Raw genomic sequence first — 21,845 nt, forward strand, 5'->3', positions numbered from 1 at the left:
TCCCAGGTGGCAACAACACCATCTGCATTTCAGCCTGCTGTATTTAACATGATCAGGAACCTGTCAGAGACGGTGATAATGCCAATAGCGGGAATGATACTTACATTCATTGCCTGCTATGAGCTCATTCAGCTTGTCATAGCACATAATAACCTGGCTAACTTTGAAACGTGGATATTCTTTAAATGGATCTTTAAGACATATGTGGCAGTAATGATGATAACTCACTGCTTTGATATAACCATGGCGGTATTTGATGTTGCCCAGCATGTTGTAAATAACAGCGGAGGCCTTATATCTGCCTCAACTGCGATAGATGATTCAGCTCTTTCATCCATGAGAGCTACTGTTGAGGCTATGGACATGGCAGCCATATTTGGACTGTTCTTTCAGGTACTGTTTGTGAGCATTGCAACGCAGATCATATCGGCATTCATTTTCGTGGTCATTTATGGGAGGATGCTGGAAATATACTTGTCAATCAGCCTTGCGCCTATCCCGTTTGCGACATTTGGAAACAGGGAGCAGAGCCAGATAGGACAGAATTATTTAAGAGGCCTGTTTGCACTTGGATTTCAGGGCTTTCTTATAATGGTATGTCTTGCCATCTACGCAGTGATGATACAGTCTGTAGCATTTTCGTCTGATATTGTCGGATCCATGTGGGCAGTCCTGGGTTACACAGTTCTTTTGTGCTATTCGCTATTAAAGACCAGCTCACTTTCAAAGAGTATCTTCAATGCCAGATAAACAGGGAGGTTACAGGAGTATGGCAAATTTTGTATCAGTGCCCAGGGATCTTACTAGGGTCAAAGATAAGATAGTATTTGGTCTCACAAAAAGACAGGTCATATGCTTTTCACTGGCGGCGCTCGTGGGAGTCCCGCTCTTTTTTATTACAAAAAAGATAACGGAGAACATAAGCGCATCGACGCTTACCATGATGGCTGTGATGCTGCCCTTTTTCTTTGTTGCCCTATATGAAAAAGATGGGATGAACTGTGAGACCATACTTCGTCATATGATCACATGGCGATTCAAAAGACCAAAGATAAGACCCTACAGGACACAGAATTATTACGCTGCCCTCATGAGGCAGAAAGAACTTGAAGAGGAGGTAGAGGACATTGTTATTTCCTATGTTCAGAAAGAGAAAGAAAAGAAATCTTAAGATCCCGGCCCGCCTCTCATCAGAGGAAAAGAAGCAGATAAAGAAAGTCATTGATGAGGCAAAGAAGTCCGACAACATGCCTCACTCGGCGCAGGAATCCGTGACTTTTGAGAGGATGTTTCCCAGTGGTATCTGCAGGGAAGGGGGAGATTTTTATTCCAAGACGATCCAGTTTCAGGACATCAACTACAAGCTGGCTCAGGATGAGGATAAGACCATCATGTTTGAGGAGTGGTGCAGTTTTCTTAACTTTTTTGACAGCTCAGTAGAGTTTTCACTGACTTTCATGAATGTCAGCACTGATGCCACGAGCTTTGAAAAGAGCATAAGGATCCCGCTTAAGAAGGATGGCTTTAATATCACAAGGGATGAGTATTCAGGAGTCCTGAAAAGACAGCTCGAAAAAGGTAACAACGGCCTTACAAAGACCAAGTACCTTACTTTTGGCATCCACGCTTCTTCAATAAAGGAGGCGAAGCCAAGACTCAATCACATAGAAATAGATATACTGAACAACTTCAAGCACCTTGGAGTTATGGCAGATCCGCTGAACGGAAAAGAGCGTCTTAAGCTTATGCATGACATCTTCCACATGGGTGATGATGACAGGTTCATGTTTGACTGGAAGTGGTGCGCTGAAAGGGGCCTCGGACCTAAGGACTTTATTGTACCGAGCAGCCTGGCTTTCCCTAAAAAGAGAATGTTTGAGATGGGAAACATGTACTGTTCAATGAGTTTTCTTTCAATTACTGCATCAGAGATAAATGATGAGATGCTGGCAGACTTTCTTTCCATGGATTCATCACAGATCCTTAATATAAACATGCAGTCCATTGATCAGAATACTGCCATCAAAAATGTTAAGCACAAGATTACGGAGCTCGATAGGAACAAGATTGAGGAGCAGAAAAAGGCTGTCCGTTCCGGTTATGATATGGACATCATCCCTTCTGATCTTGCAACCTATGGTACAGATGCAAAGGCACTTCTCAGGGAACTTCAGAGTCAGAATGAAAGAATGTTCCTTATGACATTCCTTATAATGAATACCGGAAGAACTGAGCGTGAGCTTGAGGCCAATGTTTTCCAGGCTAAGAGCATAGCCCAGAAGCATAACTGTATCCTCGTTCCGCTTGATTATCAGCAGGAAATGGGGCTTATGAGCAGCCTTCCTTTAGCTCATAACCATATCGAGATACAAAGGGGCATGACAACTTCAAGCTCAGCCATCATGATCCCTTTTACAACACAGGAGCTTTTTCAGGAAGGAGATGAGTCTCTTTATTATGGACTTAATGCTTTATCCAATAACCTTATCATGGCAGACAGGAAAAAGCTCAAGAACCCCAACGGGCTTATCCTTGGAACACCAGGATCAGGAAAGTCATTTTCTGCGAAGAGAGAAATGGCCAATGTCATGCTGGCTACAGATGATGACATCATAGTCTGTGATCCGGAAGGTGAGTACGCACCTCTTGTGCAGAAGTTCAACGGCCAGGTCATAAAGATCAGCGCCAATTCAACGCAATATATCAATCCCATGGATATCAACCAGAACTATTCCGATGATGACAACCCAATAGCTCTTAAAGCAGAGTTCATCCTTTCACTATGCGAGCTTGTCCTTGGCGGAAGAGAAGGCCTCATGCCCATTGAGATAACTGTAATAGACAGATGTGTCCACAAGATCTATAACAGATATTTTGATGATCCAAGACCTGAGAACATGCCTATCCTGGAAGACCTGTACAATGAGCTCTTAAAGCAGGGAGAGTCAGAAGCACGGAATCTTGCAACTGCTCTTGAGATTTATGTAAAGGGGTCTCTCAATATCTTTAACCACAGAACAAATGTGGATGTCCATAACAGATTTGTCTGTTATGACATAAAAGAACTGGGAAAGCAGCTCAAAAAGCTGGGTATGCTCATAGTTGAGGATCAGGTCTGGGGAAGAGTATCTGCAAACAGGGACTGTGGAAAGAGCACCCGTTACTATATGGATGAGTTCCATCTGCTCCTAAGAGAGAAGCAGACAGCCAGCTACAGTGTGGAAATATACAAGCGTTTCCGTAAGTGGGGAGGCATTCCGACCGCCTTAACGCAGAACGTCAAAGACCTGCTTTCATCTCCTGAGATTGAAAATATCCTGGAAAACTGTGAGTTCATCTATATGCTCAATCAGGCGACCGGGGACAGAAATATCCTGGCACAGAAACTTGGGATCAGTGACCATCAGCTTTCATATGTGACACAGGCAGGTGAAGGAGAAGGCCTTTTGTTCTTTGGGAACGTGATACTTCCTTTTGCGGATCATTTCCCAAAAGACATAGAGCTATACAGAATCCTTACGACCAAGCCTAATGAGCTTGCCCAGTACAAAGAAGAGAAGGGAGCATAAAGATTTGGATGACAGAAAGCGCAAGAAAAGTAAGCTTCGGACGAAGTCCTCCATGAAGGAAGAATTTGGAAAAAAGCTAAGACATGGAAGGGGCAGTTCTACAGCTTCAGGAAGATCAGATGGAACATCCGCAGAGGACCTAAATATCACTAAGAAGGTCCTAAAGGGAAGGGAGCAGTCAAAAGAACTGCTGGGAGTAAAGGCCCAGATGAAAGCCCGGGAAAAGACAGTTTCAGCGCAGGAAGCTCAAAGAGCAGCCCGTCGTCAGAACCTTGGGAAATCTCCTATCGGCCCAGGAAGGGCTGCATTTATAGCTGCAAGCACAGCATCTGATGTGGCTGGGAAAAGCCAATCTTCTGATGATGGTGATAACAGCATTTCTGAAGACATCATAAATGATGCTGCTCATGGCTCGGAAGAAGCCGCTCACATGTTAAAGGAGAGCTCTTACAGACAGAAGCTAAAGCGTGAGCATAAAGAAGAAAAGAAACATGCCAATGAACAGAATCCCAAGGACGGATCAAATCCAAAGTCCAGAGCAGCACAGAAAAAGAGAGTCAGGAAGTCCTACTATGACAGGGAAAAAGAAAGACAGGCAGCAAGGGGAGGAATCACAAGACTCGAAGACTTAGTAAACAGCTTGTCCGAAAAGATAAGTGAACTTGCTGCAGCAATCGCCAACTTTGTCAGGGACAATCCAAAGCTCATTGTAGCCATCATAATCGTGGTGCTTATCATTATCATGCTGTCCACAATGCTCAGCAGCTGTTCTCTAGTCATGCCGGCAATGACAGATGGCGGAGCAGTCTCTTCTTATTCTGCCTATGATGAGGACATAACCGGAGTAGAGAAAGATTACCGGAAGCTGGAAAAAGAACTCAGCGATACCATAGAAGATACTGAGACTCTTTATCCTGACTATGATGAGTATGAGTACGAGCTTGATGAGATAGGGCATGACCCATTTCAGTTAGCTGCGTTTCTTACAGCAAAATATGATGATTATAAAAGAAAAGACATGAAAGATATCATAAAAGAGCTGTTTGAAAAGCAGTATAAGCTCACTTATTCGTCAAGGGAAGAAACCAGGACCAGAACTGTAGAGAAGACAGGAAAGAGATGGGTGGATGACGAGGATCATGAAGATGGCGGTTACTATGAAGACTACACTTACGAGGAGGATGAAGAATATACAGTCAAGATCCTTAAAGTGAAGCTTGATAATAAAGGTCTGGATTACGTGATAGCTCACTCAGGGCTTACTGATAAGCAAAAAGACCACTATGAACTTCTTATGTATACCAGAGGTAACAAAGAGTACCTTTTTGAGGATGTTTACGGTGATGGTGATGAAGAGGATTACAGCATCCCCGGGGATGCACTTACAGATCAACAGTTTGCAGCAATGATAGCGGAGGCCGAGAAGTATCTTGGACGGGAATATGTCTGGGGTGGAAGCAGCCCGTCAACAGGATTTGACTGTTCAGGTTTTGTATGCTGGGTGATAAACCACAGCGGATGGCATGTAGGAAGGACAACTGCACAGGGACTCAGGAAGATATGTACGCAGATCTCATCGGATGAAGCAAAGCCGGGAGATCTTATTTTTTTCCAGGGAACCTATGACACCCCGGGGGCAAGCCATGTGGGTATATATGTCGGAAATGGAATGATGATCCATTGCGGCAATCCGATTTCCTACACATCTGTAACTACAAAGTACTGGAGAAATCACTTCCTCTGCTATGGCAGGCTTCCGGAACAGTAACAGCTCATGAGAGGGGGAGAGCAATGTTTGAAAGATTAGACAGATACAAGGCTGAACTAGCAAAAGCCAGAGAAAGAAAGGCTGAGATCGATGCAAGGGTCAGGGCACTTGAAAAGAAATGCCAGGAGGAAGAAAAAACTGCAGTCCATGACATGATGAAGGCTGCAGACATTACTCCTGAGGAGCTTCAAAAGCTCATAGCCTACACAAGGACAAAGGGTAACATGCCCGGTGACAAAAGTGTAGGGGAAATAGTAAATGAGGAGGAGATCACAGATGAAACTGAAGATTAAGACATGGCTGTTAAAAACAGCAGTAATCACTACTACTATTTTTGGAATGACTGGACCATCCGTCACCGCCTATGCGCAGGTTGACCCGGCTGATATAGAAGCGGAGGAGGCTGAGCCTGAACCTCCTGCAGAGGACGAGACAGAGAAGATGGGACCGCTTACTCCGGACGGAAATCTTACAATCGTGGATGACTACGGTGATCCGGATAAAAGTGGCAAGCAGTTCATTACTGTTACCACCAAGAACGGTAATATCTTTTATATCATTATCGACAGGGACGATGAAGGAGAGAACACAGTCCATTTCCTGAATCTTGTGGATGAAAGGGATATCTTATCTCTTCTTGATGAGGATGAGATAAAAGAGCTCAAGGGAGAGACTGACGAGGAAGAGACTCCTGCTCCTGTTGTTGAAGAGCCAAAAGAAGAACCAGAGCCTGAACCTGAACCGGAAAAGAAGGGCGGCTCAAAGGTAGCACTTATCATTATTATCATACTCCTTGCAGGTGCAGGCGGCTTCTATCTTTATTCCAACAGGGATGAGTTCATCCATAAGGAAAAAGAAGATCCTGATAAGGACTTCCAGGAGGATGAAGAGAAAAATGTTCTCGATAATGTTCCTGAGGAGAATGAAAATCCTGAGGAATGATACACAATTGACAGCTGCAGATTCTATGTCTGCAGCTGCTTTTAGAAAGGGGGAAATAACCATGATCGAAGCAGAAGTAAATGAGAATCTGACTGCAGAGGAAAAGGTGGACATAATCACAAACCGTCTTTCTAGCTACAGCTTCAGAATGGGTGAGGTGGTAGATGCCAAAAAGAAAGAGACAAAGAAAAAGAAACAGCTCATAAAGCGCGGGAAAACAGACGGCAGGGATTCTGTCCTTCAGAAACTCGAGAACTATAAGAAGGCAAAGGGGGTACTTGCATGAGCGGACTTGATATAGCAAATGACAGACTTCATAAGGAAGAAGAACTTACAGAAAAAGAAGAATCTATCCTGGAGCAGCACAGTATTCATTCCAAAAAAAATTACCTGAAATCTGTGGAGGATATCGTTGAAGGCAGCGACAATAACTTCGAAGGCATGATCAATGCAGCTCCAGATGACAGCGATGGTGATGGTGATGTAACCACTGAACTGTCCAGCACTAAGGCCAGGGAATATGAGGAAGCCAGAGACAGAGCAATTGAGGAAGAGAGTGCAGCAAAGGAGAGAAAACATGCAAGAGCGCACACACAAAGTTACCGTGAGATTGGCCGATGAGGAGTACGCAAGGCTTCTTGCCAAGATGGATGAGGTCGGTGTCAGCAGCATGAGCATGTATATTAGAAAGATGATCCTTGACGGCTACTGTGTCAGGCTTAAGACAGATGATTTTAGTGAGATTGTTTATCTTCTGAGGATGTGCTCCAACAATCTGAATCAGTATGCAAAAAAAGCCAATGCTTTTGGTGATGTATATGCTGCAGATATGGAAGACTTAAAGATGAGGCTCGATGAGATATGGGAGCATACCAAAAACATGATGATAGCTTTTTCTCAGATCAGGTAGCTTTACAATCGGCAAACTTGGCAGATACTTTTTGCAGACATATCATTATGGCAAAGGAAACGTAAACCTGAGTAACAGGGGATTGGAGGCATCATATGACTATAATAAAAATCGCACTTAAGATCATGCTCTTTCCGTTATTTCTGATAGTATTTACTGCAAATATGTTTGCTAAGATGTTCATGAACATATCAGGAGTTGTGGCAGGACTCATGTTCCTTATAGGAGCCGGCCTTATGATCTACTGCATAGCATCTCACATTTATTTCGGAATCCTGATGGTATTTATTGCCGGTGTTATGGTATCGACGGTAATGCTTGCAATTGGATTTGGAGAGCATCTTCTTGATATGGCGGTTGAGCTTTATCAGGATTTCTGATAGGAAATAACAACTAAAATATGGCGTATGAGAGCAGTCTGTATTTTGAAAATATGGGCTGCTTTTATTATGCCCTGGAGCAAGAAAAGGAGAACATTCATGGCAGCAACAAGACTGATAGCACTGCATCATGTGAAAACCAAAACTGTGGCAGAGTGTCTTAAGCGAAGCATAGATTATGTGAGAGACTCCCGTAAGACCGAGGATGAAAAGTATGTCAGCACCTATGGTTGTGATCCCAATACCATACTTGGGGAATTTCTTCTTTCACGCAGAGACTATGAAGACAATATACGCAGGCCTCATAAAAATGATGTGGTCGCCTACCAGATCAGGCAGGCCTTTAAGCCCGGAGAGATAACACCGGAAAAGGCAAATGAGATAGGGTATGAGCTTGCCATGAGGTTTACCAAAGGGAAGCATGCATTTATCGTTACCACACATACCGACAGGCATCATATTCACAATCATGTGGTGTTCAACTCTGTATCGATTGATGGAAAGAGCCGATTTAGGAATTTTTATTTCTCTGGACTTGCTCTTGGCAGGATTTCAGACACTTTATGTATTGAGAACAACCTCTCTGTCATTCAGAGCCGTTATGAAGAAAAGCTTAAAGCAAAAAATAACAAGCCGAAATGGAAAGACAGATCACCGGACAGCTTAAAGTTCCTTGTGGATGTCGAAAAGAAAATGCGTGAAGGAAAAGGCAGAGGTTATGAGAATTGGGCCAGGAAATTTAACTTAAAACAGCGTGCAAAGGTTTTACTGTTTTTGGAAGAACATGGCATTTCATCTTTTGAGGAACTTGTGAAGATCACAGATGAGATGCAGCCTAAACTTGATGCTCTGAACTCAAGGATAAAGAAGCGTCAGGAGCAGATGGCTGCCAACAAGGAAATGCAAAGAGCCGTCATAGTCTATGCCAAAACAAAAGAAATCTACACCGGCTATAAGAATAGCAAATACAGTAGTGATTATTACAGAGAACATGAAGATGCACTAAAGGAGCATGAGTGGGCAAGAGGAATCTATAGGATGTATGCAGATGGGGAACCTCCAAAAATGAAAGACCTAAGAGATCAGTATGGGGAGCTCCTTGCAGAGAATAAAACTGATTTTGCCGAATACGTAAAGCTTAAAAAAGACACCAGAGATTACCTTGTTGCAAGGAAGAACCTCGAACTTCTGATGACTGAAAAGGAAACAGAAGAGAGAGAAAAGGCGAAGTCGAAGACAAGCCGAGACTCGAGGTCGGAGACCTCGTTGTAAAAGCCACAAAACGCATTTGTCTGACAAATGCACTGCTTGCATGCGACCCAGCCAAAGGCTGTGGTCGTCCCGGGAGAATGACCCGGAGAAAAAGAAATAGATCAATTAAAAAAATGAGGGGGGGAAACAACAATGAGAGTAAACGTAAGAACAAAGGCATTTGAAAATGCAGTAAACGGAGTAAAGGGAGTAGCGACAGTTACACTTGGAGAGAGCTTTGCCGTAAGAAATATTTCCATTGTAGAGAGCAAGGCCGGAAACCTTTTTATGTCCATGCCCAGTTACAAGATGAAAGAACTGGATGAAAATGGAAAGGCTCAGTTCAAGGACATAGCATATCCTATCACCAGGGATTTTAGGGAAAGACTTCAGGAGAGTATCCTTCAGAGTTATGAAAGTGGTGAAGATGTTTCGTTTGAGGTGTAAAGATCTGCAACACGGGGAGGCGCATATATGAACGAAGAATTTGAAAAGTCCAAAATGGATGCGGTCATGGATAAACTTGAGAAGGGTGTCCATGACCTTTTTAATTCCGAGAATTATAAGAAGTATCTTAGTACCATGGCAAAGTTTCATACCTACAGTTTCAATAATACATTACTGATAGCTATGCAGAGACCGGATGCGACTCTGGTTGCAGGGTATCATGCCTGGAACAGAAATTTTGGAAGATATGTCAAAAAGGGGGCCAAGGGTATCAAAATCATTTCTCCCGTGGTCAAAAGGAAAGAAGAGCAGGAAAAGGATAATATGATTCCGGTACTGGCGCCTAGTCAGAGCATGGAGGATTATAAAATCCTGCATCCTGATAAAAAGCCGGAATATGTTTCTGCAGGATTTAAAGTATCGACTGTGTTTGATGTATCTGATACTGATGGCAAAGAACTTCCTGCAATCGGCGTGAAGGAACTTAGCGGTCAGGTTGAGAATTATGAAAAGATGATTGATGCTCTGAAGACTATATCTATAGTTCCAATTGAATTTGGAAATATTGATAGCGGGGCCAAGGGTTTCTATAGTATGTCTGATAAGAAGATTGTTGTGCAGGAGAATATGTCAGAGGCTCAGACTATCAAGACTCTGATTCATGAGCAGGTTCACAGTAGGCTTGATGACAGAGACAAAATCTCTGCAGAGGGCCTTGAAAAGAGATCAAGAGGTGACTCAGAACAGATAGCGGAGTCTGTTGCTTATACTGTATGCCAGCATTATGGTATCGACACATCTGACTATTCCTTCGGCTATATTGCATCCTGGAGTGAGGGCAAGGATACAAAGGAACTCAAGGCTTCTATGGAGACAATCAGAAAAACTGCCTCTTCCATGATAAAAGAACTGAATTCTGAGCTTGGCATAGAGGAGATAGGCAAGGAAAAGCAGAACTTTGTTAAAAAGCATGCGAGCAGCAAAAAGACATGTCAGTAGATAAACCTGTAAAGGCTAAGCATTCAATGGAAATGGCAATTTGATTTTTTCATCAGCTGATGATAATTTTGCATTCCGAATCATGTCGGGGATGGTTATTATGCCATGATAATTTCAGGTCCATTTTTATCGTCAGCTGATGATTCATTTTACTCAAAATTAGGGATGGGAAATCCTTATCTAAATGGCATTGCCACCGTCCCCGGGGACCATTCAGAGCTACTGCAATGGAATAGTTATCTTTACAAGTGCTCCCATGGCATTGTCTTTAGCTTCAGCTTTGGTAAATTCGAGTGTGCCACGGCACATAAGGTATAGGCGCCTCTTTATGTTTTGTAGACCTATTCCGGTGCCGGTTTCATCGGAGCTGATTGTGTTATTACCGTCATCCTCCACTGTAAGAGAGATATAATTGTTTTCCCGTACGGTTCTGATAATGATATGAAGCGGGCAATCGTTTTTTTGGTTATATTTTATCGCATTTTCGACCAAGGGCTGTAATGTGAAAGGTGGGAGCATAAAGTCTGTGACCTGAAGGTCATAGGTTATCTCAATCCTTTCTCCAAAACGCAGTTTCTGTATTTTAATATATGCTTCTGTGCAGGAGAGTTCATCAGAAAACGGAACGGGCTCTGTTTTGATAACTGACATATAGTTTGAGGACAGATACTGTGAGAGATTGTCGATCATTGTCTGAGCTCTTTCAGGGTCAGACTCTGTCAGGGCATATATGGAAGTTAAGGCATTGTTGATAAAGTGTGGCTTTATCTGGCTTGTCAGTACCTGCATCTGAGACTGTCTCAGCTCATTTTCTTTTTCTATAAGTGCCTTCTGTTGCCTGATAGAAGTTCGAACAAACAAATATCCCCTTCCCAAAAGAGAGATAAGTACCCATGAGACCATAAATAGAGCAGTATCATCATCTTTTGTGAAAAGATATATCAGATTATCTGCAAGTATAGCAAAAGGATAGGGCATGAGCCAGATCAGTTCTGTTTTTGAAAAGCCCATGGACAGAGCCATGATAATCATCATGAAAGATGACAGAAAAGCCAGTGGCCTTAAGACAGCATACAGTTCAACAAGATTAAACAGTTGTAGTACAAAGGCAGCAGTTACAATCACCACATAGGAAGTAAAGATGACCAAAGGGACTCTTTTGATTTTAGCCGAGTTCTTTTCGAAAAAGAAATAGCTCATGACAAAGACAGGCAACAGCATATAAAGAACTGCTCCTATAAACCAGATTTCCCTGGCTAGGAGAAACTGATCGGTAATAAGGGCTGTGGTCTTTAATGTTGTGAGTTTCCATATTCCGGAGGATAAGGCGATGGCAGACATACAGATATATCTTTGTCTGCCGGAAGCAGAAAAAGCAGACAGGAATATCAACAGAATAAAGGACAGACCAGCCAATACTTCCACAAGACTTATGATAATACCTGCCATATCTTTTGGAAGAATAATATGCCTTAATAGTTCACCGTGATTAATGACGATGAAAATCGGGTGCCCTTCTATGAGCAGTCTGGGAGAAAGGTCTGCAACATCCTTGTACTGGGGATACAGCTCAATCTTAAGTTTTCTTCCTGCGTACTCAGGCCGCATTAAGACAGACAGCCAGTAGTTTCCTGTGGCGCGGCTTATATGATCTTTGCCGCTCTGGGTTGAATTGTAGATCAGATGTGTTGCATCAAGACCGGTATCTTCGCCAAGGTAAACCCTGGCGGAGGTCTGCCTCAGATATAAGGACAGCTCCATGCCTTTCTGTGTCATGGTATTATCGGGAATAGTAAATGAAAAGGTTCTGTAAATACCGGCATCGCTGTCAACAGGCTGTGTTTCTTCTGCTTCCGGCTCCAGCATAAAGAAGGAATAGGAAGAGGCGGCATAAATCTGATCGTCAGCTGTTATGTGAACGGCGGCTAAAAGAATAAGTCCGGCAATACATATGAAAAGAAGTGCCAGATTAATAGCTTTATATATCTTTTTTGACATAAAAACAAAGACTCCTTGATTATGGGTATATTTCTTTTGAATCCGGTGCCAATATGTTATTCATCTTAATCGGATACCGGAGGTGTTCTACCTGCTCAAGAATTTTTTTCCGAGTAAGCGGCTTTAAGACATAACCACTGCAGAAAATGTCAAGGGCATCCTTGGCATATTCCGGGTAGCCGGTTAAAAAAATAATGTTTAAATCCGGACTAATTTCTACAAGGTTCTTTGCCAGATCGATGCCGCTTGAACCATATAGTTTTATGTCAAGAAAGGCTATAGCTATCTTCGTTTTTGCTGCATATCTGAGAGCAGTACCTGGGTTATCAAAGCCTGTGACATTTGCTCCCGGAAGTGTTTCCTTCAGAAGTTTCATAAAGCATTTCAGGATAGTCTTTTCATCTTCTACAAGAATGACTTTGGGTCTGGATTCTTCATCTGATGAATGATTAATAAGTTCGTCAAAGTCGCAGTTAAGAATATCTGCGATTCTTCTCAGAGTGTCTATATCAGGCTTGCGCTGGCCCTTTTCCCAATAACCGACACATCTGCCACTGACAAACAGCTTTTCACCAAGCTCGTTCTGAGTAAGTTTTTCTCTTTCACGAAAAAATCTGATATTAGTTCCAAGAATTTTGTAATTATCCATTTTTTTGTTTCTTTCCCTGTGTTTTCTACAATTGTTATCATACCAAAAAAAGATGTATAGAGTTACTTCAACAGAACGATTCAATGGAACAATTTGTTCGATTCAATTTTCTCATACAAGATATTGATATAATAAAAACATAAAATATACGAAATCTAGAGCAAATCAGGCATTTCAGAGGGGGACTCATGGCAGATATTTACAGAAAAGCAGCACTTGATAAATTATCATCTCCGGAACAGCTGGACAAGATGATAAAGATTATATCACCGTCTTTTTGGATTGCGGCCATAGGGGGAGGCGGAATAATCCTCGTAGCTACTATATGGTCAATATTTGGACGGCTTCCTGAAAATGTCAGCACTAATGGCATATATATGGGTGAAAGTGGCATACACACAGTTACTTCAGAAATCGGAGGGGTAGTGACCGAAATACTGGTGGAAGAAGGGGATACTGTAAAAAAAGGTCAGGAAATAGCAAGAATCGATACATCAAAGGCAAAAGAAGAGATAAGCAATCTTGAAAGGCGAAAACAGGAGATACAGAAAGTAACCTTTGACTCAGAAAATGATGTAGCAACATCTGATACTAAGTCGCTTATCGATATAAAAGCTCAGAAAATGACCGGCGGCTCATCCCTGAATACTAATAAGGAACTTCTTGCAGCCAAGCAGAAAGAGCTTGATAACCAGAAAAGCGCTACTGCAAATGCAAAAGCGACTTTTGAACAGGCACAGGCAATTTATCTTTCTACAATGTCACCTAATGATTCATCTGCTGCTCAGGCGGCGTATCAGATGGCAACAACCAAGCTCAATTCGGCGCAGCAGAGTCTGGATTCTTATAGGGCACAGCTTGCGCAGTCAGGCGCTTCAATAGAACCTTTACAGGAACAGTATGGAAGTGTTGAGAATTCAAGAAATTCAGCGGAGTCAAATAGGAGCAAAGCGCAGAACAAGGCTGATCAGGCTTTGAACTATATTAACAAAGTTGAAACATTTGATCCGACCAACGCAACAGATGAAGAAAAAAACGTTATGGTTTCTATATTGAATGAGATAGGCATTACGGTTCCTGTTACCACAGATGATCCACCTAAACCTGATTTTTCTGATTGGAACAACATAAAAACAACTGCCAACGATATCCTTGCAAATACCTATAATGAACAATCCCAGCTGGCAGCACAGTATGAGGCAGAGGTTAAAAACTATAATTCTAATCTGTCATCGATAAAGTCAAATGTTGATACTGCGAAAAACACTCAGAATGCCTATTCCGGAATTGTCGGAGAATGGTATGGAAGGGTTTCCGATGCTCAGTCTGCATACAACAGCGCAGAATCTGCCTACATCTCAACAATGCAGGCGGCAGCAAATCAGCAGGCTCAAAACTCACAAGCAGGTGTTACCTATAATGTGGCGCTTAGTACATACCAGACGGAACTCTCCCAGAAGCGTAACCTCGAGGATGCTGTTATTCAGCTGACTGCACAGGTTGCTGCGGATGAAGAGAACCTGGCTATACAGAACGCAGCACTTAAGATGCAATTCGACAGTGCTAAAGACGGAACTTTGGATCAGATTGAACAGGAAATCAGGAAATATGAAAAGCAGATACAGGATGGAACTATAAAATCCACTCATGATGGATACATTTCCGGGCTCAATATTACAGAAGGTAATTCTCTTTCACAGGGTGCCAGTGTGTGCAGGATTGCTTCCCCGGAAGATGAGCATATAGTTGTATGCTATGTTTCTGTAGCTGATGGTAAAAAAATAACCCCGGGAATGCAGGTTGTTATTTACCCATCTACAGTTAACAAGCAAGAGTATGGGCACATGGAGGGGACGGTAACTACAGTTGATGAGTATGTGACCTCTCAGGAAGAAATACAAAACCAGCTGGGGGATCCTTCTTTAACCCAGGCCTTTACCAAGGATGGCCCTGTGGTATCGGTAAAAGTGTGTCTTAGAAGAGATGCAACAACGGTAAGCGGCTTTTGGTGGTCAAGCAAAAAGGGCAAGACTGTCAGCATGACCGAAGGAACAATGGTATCAACAGATACAATTATTCAGGAGAAAGCGCCTATTACAATGCTCATTCCCCTGTTAAAAGAAAAGCTTTCCGTAAAGCGCGATATGTAGTGGGAAAAATTGGGGATAAAGATGAAGCTAAAAAAGAAAAAATTGGGATATGCCAAGACACCTACGGTATATCAGATGGAAGCAACAGAATGTGGGGCAGCTTCCCTTTCCATGATATTCGGGTATTTTGGTAAGTTTATACCGCTTGAGCAGATGCGAATAGAGACCGGCGTATCACGTGATGGTTGTAATATGAAGAACATCATGAGGGCCGGGAAAAAGTTTGGGCTTGAAGTACATGGCTATAGAAAAGATCTCAAAGATCTGTTTGAATTGCCAGTGCCATGCATAATTCACTGGAATTTTAACCATTTTGTCGTATGGGAAGGAAGAAAAGGCAAATACTGTTACATAAATGATCCTGCTATGGGAAGGAGAAAGCTGACAGTTCAGGATATAGACGATTGTTTTACAGGTGTAGTCTTGACCTTTGCGCTTACTGACGCATTTACAAAGAGTAAAAAGCAGAGCAATATGCTTGATTTCATCAGTCGGAGGCTTAAAGGGCAGAAAGGGGCCATTGCAGCGCTTATAGTCCTGGGTTTGTTTCTGGTGGTCCCGGGAATTGTAACCCCGGTTTTTTCACAGATTTTTATTGATGATATCCTTCTTGGGGGCAAGGATGACTGGGTCAGTGTACTTTTGGTGGTAATGCTTGGCACGGCGCTGTTTAAGTCATTTCTCACCTGGTACAGAGGAAAGCTCCTGGCAAAACTTCAGAACAAGATGATATCCATAAGTGCATACAACTTTCTCTCGCATCTGATAAGACTGCCTATTTCTTTTTATGATCAGAGATATGCGGGTGATCTGTCCCAGAGAATTGTAAATAATAACAACATAAGCACCTTTTTAACCAGTGATCTGGCTCAGACAGTGCTCAACATATTTGTGGCGATGTTTTATTTTGTTCTTATGATTTTTTACAGTCCGATCCTTACGGCTATCGGCTTTACCTGCGTGATCATAAATCTTCTTGTAATGCGTTGGGGAGCTTCTTACATGGGAGATATCTCAATGAAGAGTCAGCAGGATCAAGGCAGGATGATGGGGGCTCTTTTTGCGGGACTTAGTATTACAAGTACCTTAAAGGCTTCCGGAACAGAGAACGAATACGTCAGCAGACTTGAAGGAAATTATGCTAAGGCTATTCTCATGGAACAGTCTATGGGTATGAGGCAGGAACTTCTAAATGCTATCCCTGAGGTGTCCAAGAACCTTCAGAGCGTGCTTACCCTTATTGTGGGCGGAGTGCTGGTAATAAGAGGATATATGACTGCCGGTATGCTGATTGCATACTCGGGACTTCTGGATTCCTTTACAGAACCTATCAATTCTCTTGCAGGTTTTATTCAGAAGATACAGACAACCAGGGCAGACATGGCAAGGGTAAATGACATCATGAAGTATAAGGAGGACGATAAGTACAACGAAGAGGAATATGAACCGTATTCTGAAAAACTCATCGGTAAAGTAGAACTTCAAAATGTTTCTTTTGGATATGACATTTTAAAGGATCCTCTTATAGATGATTTTTCCTTTGTGTTAAAACCCGGAAAATCTATAGCATTCGTCGGTGCTTCAGGAAGCGGAAAATCCACTGTAAGTAAGCTTTGTTCAGGATTATATAAACCTTGGGGCGGAGAGATTAAATTTGATGACTGCCTTGTTAAGAAAATTCCTCCTGAGGTTCTTTCTGCCAGTGTGTCTACGGTGAGTCAGAGCATTACGCTTTTCTCCGGAACTGTGCGAGATAACCTGACTCTATGGAATAAATACATAAGCGATGAAGACGTGATAAGGGCAGCCAAGGACGCCTGTATCCATGACATCATCACTTCCAAGCCCGGAGCGTACGATTATCAGCTCTCTGAGGGAGGATCAAACTTTTCAGGAGGGCAGAGACAAAGGCTTGAGATTGCAAGGGCTCTTGTTACAAATCCTTCGGTTCTCATAATGGATGAAGCGACCAGTGCTCTTGATCCGATTGTGGAAAAACAGATATTGGACAACATCAAGAGAAGAGGTTGCACATGTATCATCGTTGCTCACAGATTAAGTGCTATAAGGGACTGTGATGAAATAATAGTTATGGAAAAAGGCAAAATAGTTCAGAGGGGAAGTCACGAGGAGCTTGCTGCTTTAGAAGGGCATTATCAGCGGCTTATTCAGAACATTTAAATATATATCAGGGAGTGTCTGATGGATAAGAAAACTATAAAAGGTGGGGAAATATATTATGCCGAGAATTCCTCTTCTTTGTATGCGTCAGAGGATGGGAATATTCTCATATATCTGATACCGCTTAAGGATGGTGAGGAAGGACGGAAGCTCTTCCTTTCAGAAATGCATAAGGGGGAGAGTTTTCCCGGATTTAGCCATAGCTCCGAGCATCTTGGTGACTGGGTATTGGGAATCGTGGCTCTTGAAAAGGCTACAATCACGGTTTCAGAAGATTCTGTTACAGATACTGATATCCTTGAATTTGCCAAAGCAGTAGGTCTTGATATAAGCGACCCGGGAGACCTGGCTGAAGAGCTTATAGAAAAATATGAGAAGCTCAGCGTAAGGGAAAAAGGCTATATATACGCCACAAGAAAAGAAGGTGAGAGGACAAAGGAGAGAACCTTCAAGCTCCTTTTAGGCCTTTTTGACAACGAAAAAAACACAGGTTCTGCTGAGAATTTTACAGAGACAGGAAAACCCTTATATGATGCAGTATCTTTTTTGTGCGCTAAAGAGCGAATCAATATAGCCAGCCTTGATCGAATTGTGGAGTGCTGTGGAAGAAGATATGAGATAGCTGATATAGCAAGGATCTCGCATTTTGTAATCAGAGAGATTGTGCTTGAAGGTAAGTGGTATAAGAGTGATTGCGGAGCTTTTCTTGCAACAAGAGCCGAAGATAAGGCTGTGGTGGCACTTGTTCCCAATGGCCCATACAGCTATATGATGTATTGCCCCAAAGATGGAAAAACTGTGCGGGTCACAGCTGCTATCGCAGATGGCCTGAAGCCTTCGGCATATATGTTTTACCGTCCTTTTCCGGAAAAAAAGATATATATAAGAGACCTTATCCGTTTTGGAATGGAGAAGGTATATAAGTCAGATATTGTCAGGCTTTTTGCAATGGCACTGATAGGCACACTTATCGGTTTATTACTTCCTTACATGAATGAACAGGCCTATGACAAGTTTATTCCTATGGGAAATGCATCGGGGCTTATGCAGCTTGGAGCAGTACTTATTGCTTGTTCTCTCGGCAATATTACTTTTTCAATAGTAAAAAATCTATCCTCATTCAGGTCCATGAATTCCATGGAATATGCTGCACAGTCAGCCGCTATAGACCGTCTTTTTAACCTGCCGGAGAGCTTCTTCAGAGATTATGACGCAGCAACTCTTGGTCAGAGGGTAATGGGAGTAAAAACAATATATGAAGTGATAGCCAATAGTATTATAACCTCGCTTCTTTCGGCGTTGTTTTCAATTTTGTACCTTTGGAGAATGTTCAAGTATTCCGGTAAAATGGCGGGATGGTCACTGGTTCTTTTGCTTGTAGTGGTCATCTATATCGTCGTTATAGGAATAGTGCAGACCAAATATGAGGTGAGCAAACTAAAAGTTGACACCCATGCGCAGGCTACAAGCTTTCAGATCATATCCGGGATCAGCAAAATAAGGATAGCAGGAGCTGAGGACAGAGCAATTTTAAATTACCTTGGGGATTTTGTTTCATCCCGCAGGATAAATACCAAAAAGGAAGACATGACTCTTTTGGTAAGCGCCGTGACCTGTTCTGTCCAGATCATTTTCTCTGTAATATTCTATTACCTTATGATCAGGAAGAACATCGGTCTGACAATCGGTGGATTCTCGGCGTTTACTGCCGCCTTTGGCTCATTCTCTTCTGCAATACTGCAGATTGTACAGAACATTCTGGTGGTAAATCAGATTAAACCACTATATGACAACATAAGGCCGATATTGGAGACACTTCCGGAGCTCAGTGAAGACTCTGTGATGCCATCAAAGATTGAAGGCGGAATTGAAGTAAATAATGTCAGCTTCTCCTATAATCCAGATGAGCCGCCGGCTCTGTCAAACTTTAACCTGAGTGTCAAGCCGGGTGAATATATAGGAATTGTCGGCTCCTCAGGCTGTGGAAAATCTACTCTTTTAAAAATACTTCTTGGGTTTGAAAAACCACAGGTGGGAAAAGTCTATTACGACAACCAGGATATCGATGATCTGGATAAAAGAGAACTTCGTAAAAAATTCGGTGTTGTACTTCAGGATGGAGGCCTTATCTCAGGAAGTATCTATGATAATATAACTATTACTTCTCCCGGGATAAAAATGAAAAGGGTGGAAGAAACAATAAGGGAAGTGGGGCTTGAAGATGATATAAAACAGATGCCCATGGGACTTCATACAGTTATTTCGGAAGGCGCCGGAACAATATCCGGAGGACAGGCTCAGAGAATACTAATAGCAAGGGCTATAGTGGGAAAACCCAAGGTGATATTTCTTGACGAAGCTACAAGTGCTCTGGACAATGTCACTCAGAATCAGGTAGTTGAAACCCTAGAGAGTATAGATGCTACCAAGATAGTAATAGCCCACAGGCTTAGTACTGTTAAAAACTGTGACAGGATCATAGTCATGGACAAAGGAAGTATTGTTGAACAGGGAAGCTACAACGAGTTGATGGATGCGAAAGGACGTTTCTATGACCTGGCTATCAGACAAATCTCATAGAAAAGAGAAATTTGAAAAAATTTACCGGGAGAATTTTGAAAGGGTCTATCGTTATGCATATATGATCCTTCTTGATCAACATGATGCAGAGGATGTTACCTCGGAAACCTTTATGGCGGCTTTTAATGAATTTGACAGCTATGATGCAAACAAGGCGTCGGTTATCACCTGGTTGTCAAGGATTGCCCATAATAAAGCGATAAATCTCCTAAGGTCTTCCGCCTACAGAGAGCGAAATGAGCTGCCCCAAATGGATACTAAAGGAGCTGAGGACAAGGCAATAGAGAATATTTCTGAAGATGTGGCATTTGCCACTCTGTCATTTTTGAGTGCAGAAGAAAGAGAGTTTTTAACTTACAGATATGTGTTTGAGTTTTCAAACAAGGAGATAGCAAAACTGCAAGGTTCTACTGAAGACGCAATTAAGATGCGATATAAGAGACTTCTGGAAAAATGCAGAAAAAAGCTGTCAGAGTAACTTTATGGATTCTTAAGTATCATTTTATAAAAGCTTAATTTTATAGCGTTACTTTATGAGGGTGCCAGGCTGTATATATATAAAACAGCAAGGCACCTTATTCTTTTATATAAAGAATACAGTACTGAGGAAATTGAATATGGATAATGAAAAGAGATTTGTGGACCTCAAGGTTACAGTTTTTGATGTGCCCTGGCAGATGAATCTTGAACTCACAACACAATGTCCATTACGCTGTCCCCAATGCTATGTACATTTAAATCAGGGAACTCATATGAGTCTTGATACAGCACTTTACTGGATAAGGGATGCGGCAGATGCCGGAGTAGAGCAGATTAACTTAAGTGGAGGTGAGACTTTATGTTATCCCTTTCTTGAGGAACTTATTGCAGAAGGTAAGAGTTTAAAGCTTAGCAGTGCCATTGCGCTCTCCGGAATATATGCCGGAAAGGAGACACTGGAAAAGCTCATAGCAGCAGGTGTGAACGACATATTTATTTCCCTGAACGTAAGTACTGAGGAAATAAATGCAAAGACCAGAGATGGGTACGAACTGGCTATAAAGGCACTGGAAACCTTAAAGGAACTTAGGTTTATTCTTGAAAATGGAGGAATAATATGGACAACAGGATAGAAAGAATCAAGGAATTATTCAGTGATGAGGCAATGGTAAAAGAAGTATTGTCTATTGCAGAACCTGAGAAAGCACAGGAGTGGTTTTCAGACCATGGGATAGAGTTCACCCTGGATGAGATAAAGGACATGGGTGAAATGATAAACAAAGTCCAAAAAGGAGAGATAAAAGCTGGATATCTGGCAGTAAATGATGAACTTTCAGAAGATGATCTTGAAAATGTGGCCGGGGGTACTAATCAGACTGCTGTTGAGTATGCTTTAGGGGCTATAGGGATTGCAATGGTTTCGATAGCAATAGGAATAGCTTGTACTTGGTAATTATCAAGAGCAGAACCACGCATTTACTATGGCTTTTGTGAGCAAATAGGTGAAAACAATGAAAAGGACGTTCAGCGAAGAAGAAATTGAAGATATTCTGAGACGATACAGACCACCTGTAAATGAGGTCTTTAAGAATCGACTTGAGAAGAATTTGTTCGCTAAAAAGAAGGAGGTAATTATGGGTACTAAAGAAGAGAAAATCAAGGAGATGCTGGAAAATGAGGATTTGCTTAAAGAGGTACTGGCCATAGAAAAGCCGGAGGATGCTCAGAATTGGTTCTCTGACCATGAAGTGGAACTTACAATTGATGAAATTAAGGCAATTGGAAAACTGCTATCACAAATTTTAAAGGGAGAGGTAACTACTAATGAGCTTCAGAGAATTGCTGATGGTGAACTTGGAGAGGATGAGCTAGAGGCTGTTGCGGGTGGAAAAATGACTACATCTGACGTAGTGATGTTGGTGGGATCTGCTGTGGCAGGACTTGGGATAGGGACAGTACAGATACTTATCGCTGCCGGGTTAATGTGGTAGTTAGGAGATAATAAAAATGACAATTGAACAGGAAAGAGAATGCAAGGGAAA

General features: G+C 42.2%; 22 protein-coding genes. 20 read left to right on the forward strand and 2 right to left on the reverse strand.

The features are described 5' to 3' along the window. From E7303_RS06225 to E7303_RS06285, 13 genes are all read left to right on the forward strand, one after another. Positions 1-750: VirB6/TrbL-like conjugal transfer protein, CD1112 family (locus E7303_RS06225; RefSeq protein WP_292144338.1), on the forward strand; the 750-nt coding region annotated here is incomplete at its 5' end. A gap of 19 nt (positions 751-769) precedes the next feature. Further along, on the forward strand, positions 770-1,171 hold the full coding sequence (locus tag E7303_RS06230; RefSeq protein ID WP_022766160.1) for a PrgI family protein: 402 nt from the start codon (positions 770-772) through the stop codon (positions 1,169-1,171). Then, positions 1,140-3,569, forward strand: a complete 2,430-nt coding sequence (locus E7303_RS06235; protein ID WP_330601635.1) for a VirB4-like conjugal transfer ATPase, CD1110 family — start codon at positions 1,140-1,142, stop codon at positions 3,567-3,569. The genes E7303_RS06230 and E7303_RS06235 overlap by 32 nt, the downstream gene beginning before the upstream one ends. Before the next feature lie 4 nt (positions 3,570-3,573). After that, entirely contained in the window at positions 3,574-5,337 is a 1,764-nt protein-coding gene (locus E7303_RS06240) for a C40 family peptidase (RefSeq protein WP_292144339.1), read from the forward strand. 23 nt (positions 5,338-5,360) lie between these two features. Beyond that, entirely contained in the window at positions 5,361-5,630 is a 270-nt protein-coding gene (locus E7303_RS06245; protein ID WP_292144340.1) for a DUF4315 family protein, read from the forward strand. After that, entirely contained in the window at positions 5,614-6,279 is a 666-nt protein-coding gene (locus tag E7303_RS06250; protein ID WP_292144341.1) for a DUF4366 domain-containing protein, read from the forward strand. The genes E7303_RS06245 and E7303_RS06250 overlap by 17 nt, the downstream gene beginning before the upstream one ends. Positions 6,280-6,340: 61 nt before the next feature. After that, positions 6,341-6,565, forward strand: a complete 225-nt coding sequence (locus E7303_RS06255) for a hypothetical protein (protein ID WP_292144342.1) — start codon at positions 6,341-6,343, stop codon at positions 6,563-6,565. Then, the gene (locus E7303_RS06260; RefSeq protein ID WP_292144343.1) at positions 6,562-6,900 is read left to right on the forward strand and encodes a hypothetical protein; all 339 of its coding nucleotides are present in this window, start codon (positions 6,562-6,564) and stop codon (positions 6,898-6,900) included. Before E7303_RS06255 ends, E7303_RS06260 begins: the two co-directional genes overlap by 4 nt. After that, positions 6,857-7,189 (forward strand): plasmid mobilization protein, encoded by a 333-nt coding sequence (locus E7303_RS06265; protein ID WP_292144344.1) that lies wholly within the window; start codon positions 6,857-6,859, stop codon positions 7,187-7,189. Before E7303_RS06260 ends, E7303_RS06265 begins: the two co-directional genes overlap by 44 nt. Before the next feature lie 95 nt (positions 7,190-7,284). Further along, positions 7,285-7,569, forward strand: a complete 285-nt coding sequence (locus E7303_RS06270; protein ID WP_292144345.1) for a hypothetical protein — start codon at positions 7,285-7,287, stop codon at positions 7,567-7,569. A gap of 99 nt (positions 7,570-7,668) precedes the next feature. After that, entirely contained in the window at positions 7,669-8,841 is a 1,173-nt protein-coding gene (locus E7303_RS06275) for a relaxase/mobilization nuclease domain-containing protein (RefSeq protein WP_292144346.1), read from the forward strand. A 132-nt stretch (positions 8,842-8,973) separates the two neighbouring features. Continuing rightward, positions 8,974-9,267: a SpoVG family protein gene (locus E7303_RS06280; protein WP_292144347.1), complete on the forward strand. Its 294-nt coding sequence runs from the start codon at positions 8,974-8,976 to the stop codon at positions 9,265-9,267. 27 nt (positions 9,268-9,294) lie between these two features. Then, complete coding sequence (locus E7303_RS06285; RefSeq protein ID WP_292144349.1) at positions 9,295-10,266, forward strand: ArdC family protein; 972 nt, start codon at positions 9,295-9,297, stop codon at positions 10,264-10,266. Positions 10,267-10,485: 219 nt separating this feature from the next. On the opposite strand, the gene E7303_RS06290 is transcribed toward E7303_RS06285, so the two are convergent. Both E7303_RS06290 and E7303_RS06295 read right to left on the reverse strand, forming a co-directional pair. Then, a complete protein-coding gene (locus E7303_RS06290) occupies positions 10,486-12,264 on the reverse strand; it encodes a sensor histidine kinase (RefSeq protein WP_292144350.1) in 1,779 nt (592 codons plus the stop codon). Between the two features lie 19 nt (positions 12,265-12,283). After that, positions 12,284-12,913 carry a response regulator gene (locus E7303_RS06295; RefSeq protein ID WP_292144351.1) on the reverse strand — a complete coding sequence of 210 codons (630 nt, stop codon included), beginning with the start codon at positions 12,911-12,913 and terminating at the stop codon, positions 12,284-12,286. A gap of 188 nt (positions 12,914-13,101) precedes the next feature. On the opposite strand from E7303_RS06295, the gene E7303_RS06300 reads away from it, so the two are divergent. The 7 genes from E7303_RS06300 (at position 13,102) to E7303_RS06330 (ending at position 21,794) form a co-directional block, all read left to right on the forward strand. Further along, on the forward strand, positions 13,102-15,063 hold the full coding sequence (locus tag E7303_RS06300) for an NHLP bacteriocin system secretion protein (RefSeq protein ID WP_292144352.1): 1,962 nt from the start codon (positions 13,102-13,104) through the stop codon (positions 15,061-15,063). 21 nt (positions 15,064-15,084) lie between these two features. Then, complete coding sequence (locus E7303_RS06305; protein WP_292144353.1) at positions 15,085-17,244, forward strand: NHLP family bacteriocin export ABC transporter peptidase/permease/ATPase subunit; 2,160 nt, start codon at positions 15,085-15,087, stop codon at positions 17,242-17,244. A gap of 21 nt (positions 17,245-17,265) precedes the next feature. Beyond that, positions 17,266-19,824 (forward strand): NHLP bacteriocin export ABC transporter permease/ATPase subunit, encoded by a 2,559-nt coding sequence (locus E7303_RS06310; protein WP_292144354.1) that lies wholly within the window; start codon positions 17,266-17,268, stop codon positions 19,822-19,824. After that, complete coding sequence (locus E7303_RS06315) at positions 19,796-20,302, forward strand: RNA polymerase sigma factor (protein WP_292144355.1); 507 nt, start codon at positions 19,796-19,798, stop codon at positions 20,300-20,302. Before E7303_RS06310 ends, E7303_RS06315 begins: the two co-directional genes overlap by 29 nt. A 139-nt stretch (positions 20,303-20,441) precedes the next feature. After that, on the forward strand, positions 20,442-20,936 hold the full coding sequence (locus tag E7303_RS06320) for a radical SAM protein (protein WP_292144356.1): 495 nt from the start codon (positions 20,442-20,444) through the stop codon (positions 20,934-20,936). After that, positions 20,921-21,256 (forward strand): hypothetical protein, encoded by a 336-nt coding sequence (locus E7303_RS06325; RefSeq protein WP_292144357.1) that lies wholly within the window; start codon positions 20,921-20,923, stop codon positions 21,254-21,256. Before E7303_RS06320 ends, E7303_RS06325 begins: the two co-directional genes overlap by 16 nt. A 58-nt stretch (positions 21,257-21,314) precedes the next feature. Next, positions 21,315-21,794, forward strand: coding sequence for a hypothetical protein (locus tag E7303_RS06330; protein WP_292144358.1), 480 nt, complete (start codon positions 21,315-21,317; stop codon positions 21,792-21,794). The last annotated feature ends 51 nt before the right edge of the window (positions 21,795-21,845 follow it).

It is taken from the genome of Butyrivibrio sp., from assembly GCF_015056685.1.
Lineage (GTDB): Bacteria > Bacillota > Clostridia > Lachnospirales > Lachnospiraceae > Butyrivibrio.

What these genes read in the sequence shown, in the direction of transcription:
- E7303_RS06230 (WP_022766160.1), top strand. Translation starts at nt 770, where the DNA reads ATGGCAAATTTTGTATCAGTGCCCAGGGATCTTACTAGGGTCAAAGAT.
- E7303_RS06235 (WP_330601635.1), top strand. Translation starts at nt 1,140, where the DNA reads ATGTTCAGAAAGAGAAAGAAAAGAAATCTTAAGATCCCGGCCCGCCTC.
- E7303_RS06245 (WP_292144340.1), top strand. Translation starts at nt 5,361, where the DNA reads ATGTTTGAAAGATTAGACAGATACAAGGCTGAACTAGCAAAAGCCAGA.
- E7303_RS06250 (WP_292144341.1), top strand. Translation starts at nt 5,614, where the DNA reads ATGAAACTGAAGATTAAGACATGGCTGTTAAAAACAGCAGTAATCACT.
- E7303_RS06255 (WP_292144342.1), top strand. Translation starts at nt 6,341, where the DNA reads ATGATCGAAGCAGAAGTAAATGAGAATCTGACTGCAGAGGAAAAGGTG.
- E7303_RS06260 (WP_292144343.1), top strand. Translation starts at nt 6,562, where the DNA reads ATGAGCGGACTTGATATAGCAAATGACAGACTTCATAAGGAAGAAGAA.
- E7303_RS06265 (WP_292144344.1), top strand. Translation starts at nt 6,857, where the DNA reads ATGCAAGAGCGCACACACAAAGTTACCGTGAGATTGGCCGATGAGGAG.
- E7303_RS06270 (WP_292144345.1), top strand. Translation starts at nt 7,285, where the DNA reads ATGACTATAATAAAAATCGCACTTAAGATCATGCTCTTTCCGTTATTT.
- E7303_RS06275 (WP_292144346.1), top strand. Translation starts at nt 7,669, where the DNA reads ATGGCAGCAACAAGACTGATAGCACTGCATCATGTGAAAACCAAAACT.
- E7303_RS06280 (WP_292144347.1), top strand. Translation starts at nt 8,974, where the DNA reads ATGAGAGTAAACGTAAGAACAAAGGCATTTGAAAATGCAGTAAACGGA.
- E7303_RS06285 (WP_292144349.1), top strand. Translation starts at nt 9,295, where the DNA reads ATGAACGAAGAATTTGAAAAGTCCAAAATGGATGCGGTCATGGATAAA.
- E7303_RS06290 (WP_292144350.1), bottom strand. Translation starts at nt 12,264, where the DNA reads ATGTCAAAAAAGATATATAAAGCTATTAATCTGGCACTTCTTTTCATA.
- E7303_RS06295 (WP_292144351.1), bottom strand. Translation starts at nt 12,913, where the DNA reads ATGGATAATTACAAAATTCTTGGAACTAATATCAGATTTTTTCGTGAA.
- E7303_RS06300 (WP_292144352.1), top strand. Translation starts at nt 13,102, where the DNA reads ATGGCAGATATTTACAGAAAAGCAGCACTTGATAAATTATCATCTCCG.
- E7303_RS06305 (WP_292144353.1), top strand. Translation starts at nt 15,085, where the DNA reads ATGAAGCTAAAAAAGAAAAAATTGGGATATGCCAAGACACCTACGGTA.
- E7303_RS06310 (WP_292144354.1), top strand. Translation starts at nt 17,266, where the DNA reads ATGGATAAGAAAACTATAAAAGGTGGGGAAATATATTATGCCGAGAAT.
- E7303_RS06315 (WP_292144355.1), top strand. Translation starts at nt 19,796, where the DNA reads ATGACCTGGCTATCAGACAAATCTCATAGAAAAGAGAAATTTGAAAAA.
- E7303_RS06320 (WP_292144356.1), top strand. Translation starts at nt 20,442, where the DNA reads ATGGATAATGAAAAGAGATTTGTGGACCTCAAGGTTACAGTTTTTGAT.
- E7303_RS06325 (WP_292144357.1), top strand. Translation starts at nt 20,921, where the DNA reads ATGGACAACAGGATAGAAAGAATCAAGGAATTATTCAGTGATGAGGCA.
- E7303_RS06330 (WP_292144358.1), top strand. Translation starts at nt 21,315, where the DNA reads ATGAAAAGGACGTTCAGCGAAGAAGAAATTGAAGATATTCTGAGACGA.